Consider the following 15,219-nt stretch of genomic DNA (forward strand, 5'->3'; position numbering starts at 1 on the left):
GAAATTGTCTCCGGAAGGAATGAAAGTGTTGGCAGAACACGTTAAGGCCATGAACTTCAAGTACTCCAAGATAGCGGATGCCGAACCGGAAATAAAAACTCTCTACAGAAAATTCGTTGAGTTGGAACAGGCAGGAAAACCTCTTCCAAAGGCTGCCGTTGTCGAGAAAAGAACCGGAGGAATGCAAAGATGACGGAAAGAGAAGCAGGGATAAACGTGGCGGGTGCGCTCATCTTCCCCGCCCCTGATGCTTCGGCAACATCACCCTCTAATCTACTGTCAACTGAAGAAAAACAAGCCGAACTTCAGCACACCAAGTCGCTCGAGGACATTTATCTTGCCGTTGATTATACGCCTGCTTTGAGAAAACCCTTTGAAACAGGAAGTCAAAGACAGGCATTTGAAAATAAGAAGAAAAGGAGGACAGCATGGGAAGAGCAATAGCCCACGATGCAGTTCTTAGAAATTTATTAAAAAAAGCTTTGCAGAAGTATTTAGACAGAAGCGATATTACAGAAGTTGCCGTTAACTCTCCGGGGATTGTGTGGGTTGAAGAGTCGGGGGGATGGGCCAAGATTGAAGATCCGGCAGTTACATACGACTATCTTCTTTCTTTGGGCAATGCGGCTGCAGTTTTCGGAGGTGAAAATAAAGTTTTCGATAGCGGTAATCCTGTCCTATCAGTAGAACTGCCGGACGGTGAACGAGCCCAATTCGTAATGCCTCCGGCTTGTAAAAGCGGAACAGTGAGCCTTACGGTCAGAAAAATTTCCCGCTCGGTAATCGAGATAGAAGATTACAAAAAAAGCGGTTTTTTCAACAAAATCAGAAAATCCGACAGCGTTGATCCGAATGCACAGAAACTGCACGATCTCTATGAAAATCTTTTTCATCCGGATGAAGCCTTAAGAATTTCCAGCCGTTCCGAGTTTCTGGTTGAATGCGTTAAGTGCGCAAAGACAATCATTATCGCCGGAGAGACCGGTTCCGGCAAAACGACTTTTATGAAGGCGTTAATGCAGCATATTCCGTCCTCACAGAGAATTATCACAATTGAGGACGTTCCCGAGCTGCTTTACGGACTACCCAAACACGGCAATCAGGTCAATCTTTTTTATCCTTCCGAGGCAACTGAAGACTCCAGTGTGACAGCTGCCAGTCTCATGAGATCTTGTCTGAGAATGAAACCCGATAGGATTTTGCTAGCTGAACTTCGAGGCGGAGAAACATATGATTTTCTAAACATATGTCTTTCCGGTCACGCAGGCTCAATAACAAGCTGCCACGCCGGCAGTTGTGAGCAGGTTTTTGAATACTTGGCTCTTAAAGTGCTGCAGTCGAATACTGGAAGACAGTTACCTTATGAGGTCATTCAAAAACTTCTGCATCAGGTCATCGACGTTATTGTGCACGTTCACAGAGACCATCGTGACGGAAGGCATATCACTGAAATTTTCTATGCCGATCCTTTAAATAAAGGAGTGAGCCATGAGTGATGCATGGAAGAAAGTCCTCTTCGGTATTTTTGCCGGAATCTTTTTACTGGTTTTGTTCTATTGGGTGTCCAGTTTTATCTTTATGCAAATTTTCGGACTGCCGATATCACTGTCCCGGCCGTGGACGATTGTTCAGTATTGGATGCTCTATCGGGACAGTACATATAAATGGGTCCGTCTGGCTGTAAATTTCTTCTTTTTCTTTCCTTGGATAATTCTTGCCGGTGCTGCTGCTCTCATTGTCTTAACAAAAGACAAAAGAGCTTTGCACGGTGCAGCCCGATTTGCAACCATAGCTGAAGTTAAAAAAGCAGGATTAATTGATCCGGAAAAAGGCTTAGATAAAACCATTCTTGTCGGCAAATTTAAAGACCGCTACTTGACTTACGGGGGCTTTCAGTTTGTCCTTCTGGCTGCTCCTACCCGTTCAGGCAAAGGCGTCGGTGTAGTTGTTCCCAACTGCCTAAACTATTCTGATTCTTTAGTGGTGCTTGATATCAAGGGAGAAAATTTTGATATCACGTCAGGGTTCAGACATTCTTGCGGGCAGGAGGTTTATTTATTTTCACCCTATGACGAAGAAGGCAAGACTCACCGCTACAATCCGCTGGATTACGTAAGTGATGATCCTGCTGAAAGACTTGGAGATATTGATGCCATCGGGCAAGCTTTGTACGCCGGTGAGAACAATAACGATAAGTTCTGGTCGGAAAATGCCAAAGACTTCTTCCGAGGCGTGGCTTTATTTGTATTAGAAACTCCGGAACTTCCTAATACCTTAGGTGAAATTCTGCGTCAGGCTTCCGGCAAAGGCAAACCCGTTAAAGAGCATCTGCTTGAAAAACTTAAAGAAGCTCAAGAAAAAGGACACCCCTATTCCAACAACTGCGTCGATGCTTTAAACCGAGTACTAAGCAACTCTGAAAACACTTTAGCCGGTATTGTCGCTACGTTTAACACCGCACTTTTAAGTTTTCAGAATCCAAAGGTGGATTTGGCTACAAGCGCAAGTGATTTTGACTTAAGGGAAGTCCGCAGAAAAAGAATGAGCGTCTATTTCAAGATAGAACCGACGAAACTCAAAGATGCCAGAGTACTTATCAATCTCTTTTTTGATCAGCTGTTAAATTTAAATACACGCAAACTGCCTTCTCAGGATGAATCGCTGAAATATCAATGTTTAGTGCTCTTAGACGAGATGACTTCCATCGGCACAGTCAACATGATTAAACAAGCAGTCTCGTACATGGCCGGCTACAACATGAGACTGCTGACGATTATCCAAAATAAATCTCAGTTGGAAGATGTTTACGGAAAAGCCGGAGCCGTGACTTTACTGTCTAATCATGCGTTAATGATTATGTATGCTCCGAGCCCTGCAACACAGTCAGATGCGAATGAATATTCAGAAATGCTTGGCTATCAGACCGTGAAGTCAAAATCAAAATCTACCGGGAAATCCGGAGGATCTACGAGCGAATCTGATCAAAGAAGAGCACTGATGCTTCCGCAGGAAATTCGGGAACTCGGAACAGATAATGAAATTGTTACCTTAGAAAATACCAAACCGATTCTTTGTAAAAAGATCCGCTATTACAAAGATCCGGAGTTTACAAAAAGAGCCAATTGGCAAACGCCGGATATTCCGATTCAGGACGTTAACTTATTCGTCGCTCAGTTAGAGCAAAGAATCCGTGCTGCCGCTGATGAGGAATTGAAAGAAGAAAACGCTGCTGACTCTATTGTCACCGGTAACACTACTTTACCGGCGGACATGGCCTCCATTCCGGATTCACAATGGTCTCAGGAGCAGATTAACTGCTATCTGGATAACCTCGTAACCAATGAAATCGGTGTAAAAAGTTTCAGCAATCCGTTCGCAAACTTAAATGAAGTTGTAAGAAATGCCTCACAAGCTGCTCAAACAAATTATGCCTCAGCCTTTTTGGAGGCAGCCAACGCTTCGGAAAACAACTCTGAAGAAAATGCCGGTTTAGAGTCGCTGATGCAAACCGAATCAGAGGAAAACGAGGAAACCGAAGACTCTCTTTTAGGTGCACTGAAAGAGTTTGATCTGGTTGATTCTGCCGAAACGAAAAAAGATATCGAGACCTCGGAGCTGCCTGAGTCCGTTGAGATTACTGCTGAAATTGAAGAAACTTCCTCCCCTGAGAGTCAAGACGAATCAGAGGCTCCGCTGCGAAAAGTTGAAGCAAGAGTTACTGCAAATATTGAAACCACAGATTGGACGGAGGATAAGTGCGCAAAATTTGTGGGAACCCTTATAGAAGAAATCAAAAAGCAGCTTGTCGAGGTTCCTGCCGGTTCACAGCCGTCAAATTATCAAGAAGACTCAGAGGAGTCTGCTGAGTCTGCATCCGAGAAGATTAGAAATTTTAATCAAGCTAAAAATTTATATCGAAGAGCTGCAAGACGTCCGCTGTCTGCATAAATACCTCTTAACTCAAGCGGAAAACAAAAGGAGAATCGTATGAACGATTACACACCGTTTAACAATGCCATCGTGGTTTACAAGGAAGCCACAGTCAGTCAGATTGTCCCAAAGTCCGGTCCACGAGCCGGACAGAAGACTTCTGTTGTTGAATTTAAAGCTTACAAGCCGGAATTTGAAAAAAAAGCCGACGGAACTTTTGAAAAGAAAGATTCGAAGTTCTTCACTGTCCAGTATTACGGCAGCGAAGTTTCGGCCAAGAGAATAGCTGCGGGAATCAAAGAAGGCATGACTCTTGAAGTTCGTGGTGAGCTCAGAGAGAAACAATTTACCGGAAAAGACGGCAAAACAATGACAGAAAATGTCATTGGAGCCAAGGGCATAGCTGTTTCACTGAATCAGCCGGGTCTTGAAATTCAATTCTCTAAACAAAAACATCAGCAAAAAGGTCAAGAGAGATAAAAGCTGAGTAATTGCTGTCCGGTTAGCCGGGGGATGCCGGATGAATCCTGAGGAAATGGTGAGACATATGGTAAATAAAACAGAACAATTAAAAATCGTTGTAAAGGTTTTTATTAAAAATTTATGCAAACCGGCAGCCGCCAAAGAATTTTCTTTTGATGCAAAGGAAGCCGAAGACTTAGGCTGTTTTGAAGAGACTGCAATTACTGCCCAAGAGAAAGATAAGTTCTTTGAAGATTTTTGCTTAAGAACTTATGCGCAAGTCCCCGAAGGAGCTAAAGACCATGGCAAATAAAACAAGCAGTACTCACAATAAATACAATGCTTATGTCAATGAGGTCGCAGAACTTTTTATAGATCAATTGAAAAAGGGATGCGCTCCTTGGCAAAAAGGTTGGGAGTCAAAATTTATTCTTCCGCAAAATGCAGTAACCGGAAAACTCTATCGAGCCTCTAACCTGATGCTTCTTTTTGCTATGCAGTGCTCTAACGGATTTGAAGATAACCGTTGGGTGACTTTCAATCAAGCACGCTCCTTAGGAGGCTCGGTCAGAAAAGGAGAAAGAGGTGTCCCTTGCATCTTTTGGGGAAGGTTTGAAGTTCGGGACGAAAATCCTGAAAAAGAAGGAGAAGAGATCGTTGTCAAAGAAAGAATGATCCCATGTCCGTTTACGGTTTTCAACGTTGGACAATGTGAGAACCTGAAAATAAAACCTTTGGAAGTACCTCAGCATGACTGGACGCCTGTTGAAGCAGCCGAAAAGCTTCTTAAAGCCTCGGGAGCAAAAATTGAAGAAAAAAATCAGTCTCGGGCTTTTTACAACCCCGCAAAAGATCTGATTGTTCTGCCTGAAAGAAAGCAGTTCTTTAATGCGGAGGCTTTTTACGACACTGCGCTTCATGAATTAGGACACTGGACCGGTCATAGTTCAAGACTGAACAGAACTTTCGGAAAATCCTTCGGGGACGAGGAATATGCTAAAGAAGAACTCAGAGCAGAAATTTCCTCTTTCATGGTCGGATCAACCCTCGGACTTTCTCATGATCCGTCAAACCACGCAGCCTATGTTGATTCATGGATTAAAGCGTTAAGAGACGATCCGAGAGAGATTCTTAGAGCTTGTGCTGATGCCGAAAAAATCAAAGATTACCTATTTAGCTTGGATAAGTCGCTGAAACTTGAAGAAGGCAGTTCCACTGAAATTTCTAAAGTTGCAGAGGAATATTCCGAGACAAGAAAAGCTGTAAAAATTTATAAGAGTTTTTCTGCAGAGGAAAAAGCTGTTGTCGTCCAGAGCCTTGCTCAAAGTTTGAATAAACCGAAACGCAATTCAAATCCCTATCAAATGAATCTGTTTGACCGTGAAGTGAGTGAGAAAAAAGAAAGATTGGCCTGTGGCTGCGAAAGATAGCAGGAGGAAGGAACGTGAGATTATTTATTGCGGAAAAACCATCGGTGGCAAAAGCCATTGTGAATGAGTTGGGAGTTGTAAAAGGCAACAATGGTTATATTGAATGCTCCGGACAAAATTATGTCACTTGGTGCTTTGGTCATTTGCTTGAGCAGGCAGAACCGGACGCATACACTGCTGAAGATATACCGGTGAGCAAAAAAACGGGAAAGAAAATCTGGCGTATGGAGGATCTGCCGATATTTCCAGTCCAATGGAAACTTCTTCCCAAGCCTGACAAAGGCGTAAAAGCTCAATTAAAAGTTATTAAGACACTTATCCCTAAGGCACAAACAATAGTAAATTGCGGCGATCCCGACAGGGAAGGGCAGCTTCTAGTCGATGAAATTTTAGAGTTCTACGGAAATAAAAAAGCGGTTCTTCGTTTTTGGGTTTCGGCTCAAGATTCTGCATCTATCAGAAAGGGTCTTGAGAATCTGCAGCCAAACTCAAAATACAACGGGATGAAATTAGCTGCTTTAGGACGCCAGAGAGCCGACTGGCTTCTTGGAATGAATCTGACCCGTGCTCTTACTCTTGCTCATTCAAGCCGTGAGGAGCGCAGACTTATCGCCGTCGGAAGAGTTCAGACGCCTACTTTGCAATTAGTAGCGAGCCGAGATCTTGCTATAAAAAATTTTAAGAGCATCCCTTTTTATAACTTTAATGCGGACATTAAAGCCGCAGGGGGTAGCTTTAAGACAACTTGGAAGGCTGCTGAAAATCAAAAAGGATTAGATGAATCGGGCCGGCTGGTAAGCAAAGAGGCCGCAATTGCCTTAAAGCAAAAATTGCAGCAGGCAAAAAGCGGTGTTATTACAAAAGCTGAAGAGGTTCTCAAAAAACAAGTCCAGCCTAAAGCATATTCTTTAGCTGATATTCAGCTTGAGGCTTCCAACAAGTTTGGTTTTTCAGCGCAAGAGACTTTGGACACGTGTCAGAGTCTTTATGAAAATCACAAATGTGCGTCTTATCCAAGAAGCGACTGCCAATTTTTGCCGGAGAGCCAGTTTGATGATGCACCCTCGGTGATTGCGGCGGTCGGCAAAAGCATTCCGGAGCTATCGGCTTTAGCTAAAAAGGCAAATCCTTCGATTAAGTCCTCTACGTGGAACGATAAAAAAATTACAGCTCACCACGGACTGATTCCAACTTGTCAGAGCGTTTCATGGGAGGCCCTAAATGAGAAAGAAAAGAAAATTTATTTTCTGATTGCTAAACGTTATTTGTCCCAATTTTTCCCGGAGCATCAGTACTTGGCTAAGACTATTGAGTTAGATATCGCCGGTGAAAAATTTTGCGCTCACGGGAAAACAGTCAAAGTTGCCGGCTGGAAAGGGTTCAACGAAGAAGAGGAAAAAGAAGAACTTCAAGTTCTTCCGAAAGTCACTAAAGACGAGAGAGCGGCAGTAGCGGGCATTTCTGTTAAGCAAGATATGACCAAACCACCGGCATATTTTACTGAGGGTACGCTTATTGCTGCCATGGAAAAAATTCATACCATCGTTGAAAATCCCGAGCACAAAAAACTTCTTAAGGAGGGAGACGGCATTGGTACGCCTGCAACGAGAGCCGCAATTATTACTGATCTGAAAAAGAAGGGATATCTAGCCTCTAAAGGGAAAAAAATAAACGCAACAGAAGTCGGAGTTGCATTGCTCAAAGTCGTTCCTGAACTTGTTAAAAATCCGGTTCTGACTGCCATGTTTGAAAGAAAACTCAAAGATGTTGAGGCCGGAGCAGGCAGTTTGCAGGATTTTCTCAGCACCCAGCAAAAGTTTATTTTGCAGGAAATTACAAAAGCTAAAAAACTAGCCGGGATATAACCGTCATGCAACTGTCAGACAACCCTTTTTTAGAAGATTTGTTTCCGACGCCACGAGCTCCAAAAGGCAGTTTCAAAAGAGAGTTCGAGACGGTTAAGTCGACTGCTGCTTTTCGCTTTTCGGCCCTCGGGTCGAAAACGAAGGCGGCCGGAGTAGTAAACGGAAGACCCGAAGTTTTTATCAGATTGGGAAGACCCAATGTTCGCTCTTATTCTCATCTGATTAAAACTGCTGATTACATTGCCCGGCATGGAGATGTTGAAGTTGAAGATCAGAGCGGGCAGATTTTTACCGATAAAGCCGAATACCGAAAAATTCTTTATCAATGGAAACTTGCTTCAGATATGGGAGAAGGTGAAGCAAAATACGGCCATGCAAGAAGAATTATTCTGTCTATGCCCGAGGGAGTTGATGAGGAAAAATTTCAGAAATCCTGCCGGCAGTGGGCCAAAGATATGCTTTCCGGTTACGACTATTTAATCGCTTTTCATTTAAAAAGCAATGACAAAAAAACTCATCAGCCTCATTGTCATATTCTCCTGCGGACCATTAGTAAAGACGGGAAAAGGTTTCATTTAGACAATCAAGAGACGGCTGCCCTTCGTGAGCATTTTGCTTCATGCTTGTTAAAAAACGGCATCGAAGCTAATGCTACACGTCGATGGTCCCGGGGAAAAACGATAAAGTCTGTCAGTCAGGCTGATTATCACGTCGCCCGCAACCGTGTAATGACTAATGAAGAGCGGGCACGGATTTATGCCATGAGTAAAAAGCGCAATCTTTTGAACCATCAGAAAGAGAGAATGCAGCGGATAGCTGACGCTTTCGAGATTGGTGCGGAGATTGAAGATCCGGATGGAATTGTTCAAGCTAAAAAAACGAGAAAGAAAGTCATCGGACTGGCAAACGGTGCGGCTCAGCAGCTTCTGCGTTCTCAAAATCAGGCCGACAGAGAGTTGGGTAAGAAACTTAAAATTCATTACGACAATCTTTCTCCGGTCGAAAGTGCACAGCAGAAAATGCTCAGAAAGATGAACGAAGAAAGAGCACAGCAGATTCGCCGGCTGCAAGCAATGAAGAGAAGAAAGAAATTTGAACGAGGAGCTCAGCGATAATTTTGTAAACAATAACGCATTCGACAGTTTCGGCAAAAATCAGGTTAATATTGCCGAGCCTTAAAAATAATGAGAATGCTTCTGAAATATGAGGCAGAGGCCCTGCAGTAACGAAACTCTAAGTTGCTTGCAGGAAGAAAAACACGAGGCTCAAAGCGTACGGGAATACGCAGAGAGCCTCAGTTAATAAGGAGTTGGTCGTGAGACTTGAAACTATACGACTATTACTGCTCCTTATCGTGTTGAAGGAATTATCCTTCAACGCAGAGGTACTTGTCAACTTTGACATGCATATCTCTGTCTCGATAGTGGCAGCAGCAACGCTCTTAACAATAGTTAAGAAGTAGCGTTGGCAGAGCCGGTACAGATTGTTTTGTATCGGCTTTTTTTGTTTTCCGATGCCGATTATCTCCTCTTATTTATTGACAGCTTCTTTGAATTTTTTGCTCGGATGGAACTTTACAACTTTAGCTGCAGGAATGGTTATTGGTTCTCCATTTAAAGATATAAATGTTTCCTCAGCTTATTAGGTTATTCGTCCTAGGAACTCTTATCTCGAGCTTTTATAAGGGCCTATCTTAACCGACTTAGCTCTTTTTGAATAACTATCGAGAACACTTAGAAAAAAGGTGAAGATCGGCGTGTTTCGGAGGTTTTCACTTAAGCAAAAGCAATACAATTGATAATTAACCGGAAAAGAAAAATTAAAACACTTAATCCACTTTATACTAGAGGCATGAGAAGATGTGCATAAATCTCATCCTTATAAGGCGGCTCGGAATTGGTACTTCCGGGCCGTTTCGCTTGGTTTTTACACAGACTGAGAAGAAAACCAGCAACTTCTCAATTCCTTGCTCTGTTATGCACTCAGAGTAGGTGCGGTAATTCTAGCAATACACAACTAGACGATTTTGTCTTTTCCAATAACAACAAGGATCCAAAAAACAAGCTCTATACTTCCAATAAGCATCACTAATATCCTTTGTAAAAAGATAAAAAAATGAAAGACGGGAAAGAGCTCCATGAGAAAATCATGATTAGTTATTTGTTGTTACTGAACAAACAAACCGATCAATTTATTTTAAAAGGAGGAACTGCCTTATCACGCTGCTATGGATTAGACAGATTTTCTGAAGATATTGATTTGGATGGTCACAAACAAGATATTAAAGAACTGACGAGAAGATTTTGTGACCGATTTGGCTTCACAATGAGAGTTGCCAAGGACACATCAACAGTAAAACGGTGCCTAATTGATTACGGCGGATTGGAAAAGCCTTTGAAAATTGAAGTCTCTTACCGAAACCAACAAATATCTGAACAAGACTGGCAGATTGTTGGAGGAATTAAAGTTTATTCAATTGATGCCTTAGCCAGAATGAAGGCCAATGCCTACAACGGTCGTGACAAAATTAGAGATCTCTATGATTTGAGCTTTATTTGCAATAATTACTTTGATAAGCTTTCCCACGGAACCAAAAATACAATACGTGATGTACTCTCTTACAAAGGTATAGAGCAATTTGACTACCTCGTTGCAACTCAAAAGGATCCACTCATCGACAAAAATAAACTTGCCGATAGTTTCTTGACAATGCATGACAAACTGGGTCTTCTTCTCGATAATACGCAAGAGAAGAATAAGCTGGAACAAAACCGCTGAGGTTTTTATGAAATATATAAGCGGCATACATGCTTTGAATTTACGCTGCAGCCTGCAAACTTGCGGTGACTGGCATCAATCCGGTATTCAATGGAAGATGCCCACAGTCCGAGAATCTTCAAATTCTTTGTTTGGTGATTACGGAATCGAAAAAAATTCTTACGTCCCTGAACATGAGGGAACTTTCAATACTGCTAATCATATCCGGGCCTGTCTAGATTTATTGGCGGAAGGAAATTTCGGTTATGCTCAAGGAATGCGTAACGAGCTTATTTGCAATGACAGCTATACGCCGGAGATTTTTAAAAAAGTTTACGTGCTAAAGAACCTAAAACATTGGGATAAGATTAGCGAATTTATGGGCAAAGAGTACGGACTTCAATGGCTGGATTTTCTTTCGAGCGAAAAGGCATGAGAAAAGAAATAAAGCCGGTTTTTACTGAACAACAGATACAGACAGCGAAGGAACTTTCCCAGAAGTATATCTGGTGGGAGAAGCCGGAAGTATTTTTAGAGTGTGATCCGCTCTTTATTTTGGCTCAAGTCATGAATTTAGGTACGTTGAGTGACCTGAGGTTGATGTTGGAAAATTTCGATAAAACCCTTCTTATAAGTGTTCTTAAAAACGCAAAAAAAGGATGGTTTGATGACAAGAGATGGAACTTTTGGCATTTATATTTGGGTCTATGTGAGCCCGGAGAAGTTCCCCCTTTGCCGAAGAGGAAGATAGTTCTTCCTAATGGAGAGGTTTGGGAGATATGACGATTCAAACAGAATTAGGACAGGATTAGACAAAATGTTTAGGGATACTGTTGCGGAATTTGTAGAAGAAGAAAGAAGATCAATCAAGCCTCCAACTGTAGAAATCAGTACCGAGGATTTTTTGAAGATAGTGGAAACTTTGAGTGATCCTTTTAACGGATTAAAAAAATCAACGAAAAGTTTGTGTGCTAATCTAATTTGTGATTATTGCCAGAAGCGTATGATTGATAAAATTCCGATGTCAGAAGAGGAAAGAGAATATCTTGCCGCTCTAAGGAAAGTGTAAACTCCAGCCTCTTCAAACGTTCTTTGTACTACTCTTCTTCGAGTAGGGAAGTGCAGTATCGGCCCCAATCTTCCATGATCGTTCTTCTTTCTTTTTCTAGTTTCGATCTATCGTATGCGCCTTTGTATGGATCGTTTCTGGAATGAAGGAGGCAAAGTTCAACTGCCTCCTGATCGTATTTTCGGTTATTACCTAATTCATCGCTCTTGGCCCAAGTCCTGAAAGTTGAACGGGCTGTACCATGCTGCGTTGCGATACTTTCTATTCCTGTTCTAGCGGTCTTTTCCTCATCAATCCAACCTATGCCGTCTATGATTTTTTTTCTTGCATGAGCCTTACGGATGACTTGGGTCATGGCCATGTCCGAGAATGGTTTGCCGTATGAATTAGAAAAAACATAAGGACACTCGAAAAATCTAGTTGCTCTTTTTAGAAGATTTACTGCAGCTTCGTTTAAGAAAATTTGGTTACGAGTCTTACCGGTTTTAATCTTGTCGTCTTCTAAGGGAATTGTCCAAGTCTTATTTTCGAGATCAATATCTGACCATTTCATATTTCTTACTGCCTTAGAGCGAGCAGCAAGAAAAATTGATAAAAGCAACATCTCAGAGGAAGGACTAATTAGCGAAGAAATTTCTTTTACAAAGGCAGGAATTTCTTTAAAGTCGATGCTTGCGTGAGTTTCTTCTATTTTTCTATTTTTATTATATGGTTCAAGTAAGACTCCAAGTGAGCCTGAAAGATCGGCAGGATTAAAAGGAACTGTTCTATATTCAAGTGCAATGGTCCAACGAAAAACTGCCCGAACATCGCAAAGGATTTTAGAAGATGTAGAAGGACTGCGGCTCCAGACGGGAACCATGAGATCTCTTATATTTTCAGGTTTTATCTCGTTAATGTCCATGTTCCCGATAAAAGGAAAGATGTGATTGGTCAGTCGACTAATCATGTCTCTTTCACCCTTAACATTGTTTTTCCAATAGCGATTTACAGCTCGTTCATGCACAAATTTCAGAGCTAAAAATTTAAATATGGAATTTTCTTTTTTCTTCTTTTCTATCTGTTGGTTCGTGAATGCAAATTTTTCTTTTCTTTCTGCAGCCGGATCTGTTCCGTCTCTAACCTTTTGCTGGAGACCAAATGCTTTTTCTCTGGCCTGAGAAAGGGTAAGTGTGTTGCAAGGGCCAATGACCATGACTTTTCTTTTACCAGCGCAGGTGTAGCGGAAATAATAATTTTTCTTTTCTCCAACAACCCGCAAGTAGAGACCTTTGGCACCTGTGATCGCATACCATCCATCTTCTTTAGTATTTTTGATTTGTAAAGCCGTGGATAAAGCCATTTTGTTAATCCTTAAAAATGGTGACTAGGGTTTTCCTAAAGATGATTTATGTCACCATTTTGTCGCCATTTGGTGACTTTATGCAAGCGAACTTAATTTATAAACTTTGAAAACACAAACTAGTCAGAACATTAAAAATCAATGAGTTTCAGAGGGATTGTAAGGATTTTTGGAACTTATTTGATGAATCTGAAAAAAAGAATGGCGGAAGGGGTGGGATTCGAACCCACGGATGGGGGCTACCCATCGCTAGTTTTCAAGACTAGTGCATTCAACCGCTCTGCCACCCTTCCGAAAGGAGACTGAATTATACATAAAAATCGGTCTCCTGCAAGTTTTAAATTTCTGTGAGAGTTAACACGGCTAAAAATTTTTGATTATTCTTCAGCGTAGGAGAGTACGGTTGGACTTTCAACATCGACACCATATTCTTTAGCACGAGCAAGAATGGCACGGGCAAGCTTTGGCTTTAAGTCGTCCGGGCAGTATCTGAAATACGCCTCAGCGGCTCTAACATGGGCTGCATCCGGCATTGGATATTCTCTTCTTTCAGGTAAGCCAAAAACTGAATCCGGTAATTCTTTTCTCTCTATAGTATTTAACTTGTCGTCCATAACAACCTCCATAATAGGTGCGTTCAATATAGCCATTTTGTCCGCATGCAAGAGGTATAGAGACACAAAGTGAGGAAATAACTTTGAATTAATTAAAAAATGGCAGAAAAAAACTGCCTCTGAAGTTTTTCCAAGAGGCAGTTGAAAGGCGTAAGGAAACTTGATTAATTCAGCTTTTTAGCTTCTTCAAGCTTCTCATGTACATAATCAAAAGTATCACTAACGGATTTTGAAGGTTTGTTGGGATCCAAAAGGCTTACAACGATAATGGTAAGGGCCGAGAAAACGAATCCCGGAACGATTTCGTAAAGATCCCACCAACCACCTTGGTGCCAAACCAAGACTGTAAGAGCACCAACAATGATTCCGCACAGAACGCCGTTCTTAGTGCATTTCTTCCACAAGAGAGAAAGAATAATTGCGGGACCAAAAGCAGCTCCAAATCCGCCCCATGCGTAGCTAACCAATGAAAGTACGAGATTGTTCGGATCCAATGCAATCAAAATGGCTACAAGGCTGACGCCGATAACGGTGGCTCTGCCGACCCAAACCAATTCTTTCTGAGAAGCATTATTCCGGATGAAAGCTCTATAAAAATCTTCGGTTAAAACAGAGGAGCAAACCAAAAGTTGGCAGGAGAGGGTGCTCATCACAGCTGCAAGAATAGCCGAGAGAAGAATGCCTCCAATCCATGGGCTGAATAATGTAGTAGAGAGAACCATGAAAACTCTTTCATGATTGGCTATAACCGGGGCAGCTACATCGGTATGAGCAGCAAAATAAGCAGCTCCGAAGAATCCGGCTGCAACTGCACCCCCTAGGCAGAAGATAAGCCAAATCATGCTGATGCGGCATGCTTGAGGCATAACTTTGGCATCTTTTGCTGCCATAAAGCGAACCAAAATATGGGGCTGACCAAAATATCCTAAACCCCAAGCCAGCAGGGATATTACACCAATGAATGTTTGGCCTTGAAGCATGTTCAAATGATTGGCGCTGACCTGAGAAACTTGATTAATGGTGGCAGTCCAACCTCCAAGATCCCACATCACTGCTAACGGTGTAATGATGAGAGCTAAACACATCATTGATGCCTGAATAGTGTCTGTCCAGCTTACAGCGAGGAAACCGCCTAAGAAGACATAGGCTAAAGTTGCGATCGTGCCGAGAATAAGAGCTGTTGAGTACGGCAGATCAAACACCATTTCGAAAAGTCTGGCACTCGCTACCATACCGGAGGCAGAGTAGATGGCAAAGAAGAGCAGAATGACAAAAGCTGAGATAATTCGGAGCAATTTGCTCTTGTCTTCAAAGCGATGAGTGAAATAATCCGGAAGAGTCAGAGCATTATGGGCAACTTCGGTATAAACGCGAAGAGGTGATGCGACAATTTTCCAGTTAAGATATGTTCCGATGGCCAAACCGATGGCAATCCAAGATTCACAGATGCCGGAAAGAAATACCGCACCCGGCAAGCCCATCAAAAGCCATCCGCTCATATCTGAGGCGCCGACCGAGAGGCCTGTGACAATGCTTCCCAATCTTCTTCCGCCTAAGATGTAGTCGTTGAAATTTTTAGTGTAGCGCCACGCAAAAAGGCCTACTGCTACCATGACAATAAGGTAGCCAATAAAAGTTATTGAGGTTGGATTAAACATTTTATTTACGTTTTCAAAATTATCGAAGAAATATTAACAATCGAAAGAGCCTCAAATCGAAAAGCGGACAATAAGTTTAGAATTTAGTCAAG

General features: G+C 42.1%; 17 protein-coding genes and 1 tRNA gene. 13 read left to right on the plus strand and 5 right to left on the minus strand.

The features are described from left to right. From RDK53_RS03960 to RDK53_RS04000, 9 genes are all read left to right on the plus strand, one after another. A partial coding sequence (locus RDK53_RS03960) for a hypothetical protein (RefSeq protein ID WP_308513393.1) occupies window positions 1-193 on the plus strand: 193 nt, incomplete at its 5' end. Next, window positions 190-444, plus strand: coding sequence for a hypothetical protein (locus tag RDK53_RS03965; RefSeq protein WP_308513394.1), 255 nt, complete (start codon window positions 190-192; stop codon window positions 442-444). The genes RDK53_RS03960 and RDK53_RS03965, both read left to right, overlap by 4 nt. After that, window positions 429-1,496, plus strand: coding sequence for a P-type DNA transfer ATPase VirB11 (gene virB11 / locus RDK53_RS03970; RefSeq protein WP_308513395.1), 1,068 nt, complete (start codon window positions 429-431; stop codon window positions 1,494-1,496). The genes RDK53_RS03965 and virB11 overlap by 16 nt, the downstream gene beginning before the upstream one ends. Next, entirely contained in the window at window positions 1,489-3,948 is a 2,460-nt protein-coding gene (locus RDK53_RS03975; RefSeq protein WP_308513396.1) for a type IV secretory system conjugative DNA transfer family protein, read from the plus strand. The genes virB11 and RDK53_RS03975 overlap by 8 nt, the downstream gene beginning before the upstream one ends. Before the next feature lie 39 nt (window positions 3,949-3,987). Next, window positions 3,988-4,410, plus strand: a complete 423-nt coding sequence (locus RDK53_RS03980; RefSeq protein ID WP_308513397.1) for a hypothetical protein — start codon at window positions 3,988-3,990, stop codon at window positions 4,408-4,410. A 67-nt stretch (window positions 4,411-4,477) separates the two neighbouring features. Beyond that, complete coding sequence (locus RDK53_RS03985) at window positions 4,478-4,705, plus strand: hypothetical protein (protein ID WP_308513398.1); 228 nt, start codon at window positions 4,478-4,480, stop codon at window positions 4,703-4,705. Beyond that, window positions 4,695-5,822 carry a zincin-like metallopeptidase domain-containing protein gene (locus tag RDK53_RS03990; RefSeq protein WP_308513399.1) on the plus strand — a complete coding sequence of 376 codons (1,128 nt, stop codon included), beginning with the start codon at window positions 4,695-4,697 and terminating at the stop codon, window positions 5,820-5,822. Before RDK53_RS03985 ends, RDK53_RS03990 begins: the two co-directional genes overlap by 11 nt. Before the next feature lie 14 nt (window positions 5,823-5,836). Then, window positions 5,837-7,687, plus strand: coding sequence for a DNA topoisomerase 3 (locus tag RDK53_RS03995; protein ID WP_308513400.1), 1,851 nt, complete (start codon window positions 5,837-5,839; stop codon window positions 7,685-7,687). A gap of 5 nt (window positions 7,688-7,692) precedes the next feature. Then, window positions 7,693-8,802 carry a relaxase/mobilization nuclease domain-containing protein gene (locus RDK53_RS04000; protein WP_308513401.1) on the plus strand — a complete coding sequence of 370 codons (1,110 nt, stop codon included), beginning with the start codon at window positions 7,693-7,695 and terminating at the stop codon, window positions 8,800-8,802. A 415-nt stretch (window positions 8,803-9,217) separates the two neighbouring features. Here RDK53_RS04000 and RDK53_RS12255 read toward each other — a convergent pair whose 3' ends face one another. After that, window positions 9,218-9,310, minus strand: coding sequence for an HU family DNA-binding protein (locus tag RDK53_RS12255; protein WP_374041560.1), 93 nt, complete (start codon window positions 9,308-9,310; stop codon window positions 9,218-9,220). A gap of 492 nt (window positions 9,311-9,802) precedes the next feature. Here RDK53_RS12255 and RDK53_RS04005 point away from each other — a divergent pair, with 492 nt between their 5' ends. Genes RDK53_RS04005 through RDK53_RS04020 form a run of 4 tightly spaced genes read left to right on the plus strand, consistent with a single transcriptional unit; the run spans window position 9,803 to window position 11,513 of the window. Continuing rightward, on the plus strand, window positions 9,803-10,465 hold the full coding sequence (locus RDK53_RS04005) for a nucleotidyl transferase AbiEii/AbiGii toxin family protein (protein WP_308513402.1): 663 nt from the start codon (window positions 9,803-9,805) through the stop codon (window positions 10,463-10,465). 7 nt (window positions 10,466-10,472) lie between these two features. After that, window positions 10,473-10,880 carry a hypothetical protein gene (locus RDK53_RS04010; RefSeq protein ID WP_308513403.1) on the plus strand — a complete coding sequence of 136 codons (408 nt, stop codon included), beginning with the start codon at window positions 10,473-10,475 and terminating at the stop codon, window positions 10,878-10,880. After that, the gene (locus RDK53_RS04015; RefSeq protein ID WP_308513404.1) at window positions 10,877-11,227 is read left to right on the plus strand and encodes a hypothetical protein; all 351 of its coding nucleotides are present in this window, start codon (window positions 10,877-10,879) and stop codon (window positions 11,225-11,227) included. Before RDK53_RS04010 ends, RDK53_RS04015 begins: the two co-directional genes overlap by 4 nt. A gap of 34 nt (window positions 11,228-11,261) precedes the next feature. After that, window positions 11,262-11,513: a hypothetical protein gene (locus RDK53_RS04020; RefSeq protein ID WP_308513405.1), complete on the plus strand. Its 252-nt coding sequence runs from the start codon at window positions 11,262-11,264 to the stop codon at window positions 11,511-11,513. Window positions 11,514-11,541: 28 nt separating this feature from the next. On the opposite strand, the gene RDK53_RS04025 is transcribed toward RDK53_RS04020, so the two are convergent. The 4 genes from RDK53_RS04025 to putP form a co-directional block, all read right to left on the minus strand. Further along, window positions 11,542-12,855, minus strand: coding sequence for an integrase family protein (locus RDK53_RS04025; RefSeq protein ID WP_308513406.1), 1,314 nt, complete (start codon window positions 12,853-12,855; stop codon window positions 11,542-11,544). Window positions 12,856-13,057: 202 nt separating this feature from the next. Next, window positions 13,058-13,148 (minus strand) — tRNA-Ser (locus tag RDK53_RS04030). 84 nt (window positions 13,149-13,232) lie between these two features. Further along, window positions 13,233-13,469 carry a hypothetical protein gene (locus RDK53_RS04035; protein ID WP_089275764.1) on the minus strand — a complete coding sequence of 79 codons (237 nt, stop codon included), beginning with the start codon at window positions 13,467-13,469 and terminating at the stop codon, window positions 13,233-13,235. 164 nt (window positions 13,470-13,633) lie between these two features. Beyond that, a complete protein-coding gene (putP, locus tag RDK53_RS04040; RefSeq protein WP_308513407.1) occupies window positions 13,634-15,127 on the minus strand; it encodes a sodium/proline symporter PutP in 1,494 nt (497 codons plus the stop codon). Window positions 15,128-15,219 lie beyond the last annotated feature (92 nt).

Source organism: uncultured Turicimonas sp., assembly GCF_902477955.1.
Classification (GTDB): Bacteria; Pseudomonadota; Gammaproteobacteria; order Burkholderiales; family Burkholderiaceae_F; genus Turicimonas.